Below are 262 nucleotides of genomic sequence, written 5' to 3'. Positions count from 1 at the left end.
ATAAAATAATTGGGATATCCATAATTACAGTTGAAATAGATGGTGAAATATCATAAAAATTTTGGATAAATAGTGCAATTCCTACAAATCGACCTTCTGTTAAGTGGTTTTGGAAGTGAATGTGATATAGCGCTGCTGCTAATATAAATGACCCGATTACAACCATAAAAACTTCTTTAATAATTTGTCGACTTTGGATGTTCCTCATCGTTATTCCTTTTTTCAGTAGTTAGTAGTCCTTTTGGTGTTGTGAACTAACTAC

At 31.7% G+C, this 262-nt stretch carries 1 protein-coding gene; it reads right to left on the bottom strand.

The features are described 5' to 3' along the window. Positions 1–208: YitT family protein (locus tag SB775_RS30760; RefSeq protein WP_410865054.1), on the bottom strand; the 208-nt coding region annotated here is incomplete at its 3' end. Positions 209–262 lie beyond the last annotated feature (54 nt).

This window comes from Peribacillus sp. SIMBA_075, assembly GCF_046534585.1.
Note: the sequence above shows the minus strand (reverse complement) of the source record. Positions and strands in the feature narration are given on the sequence as shown.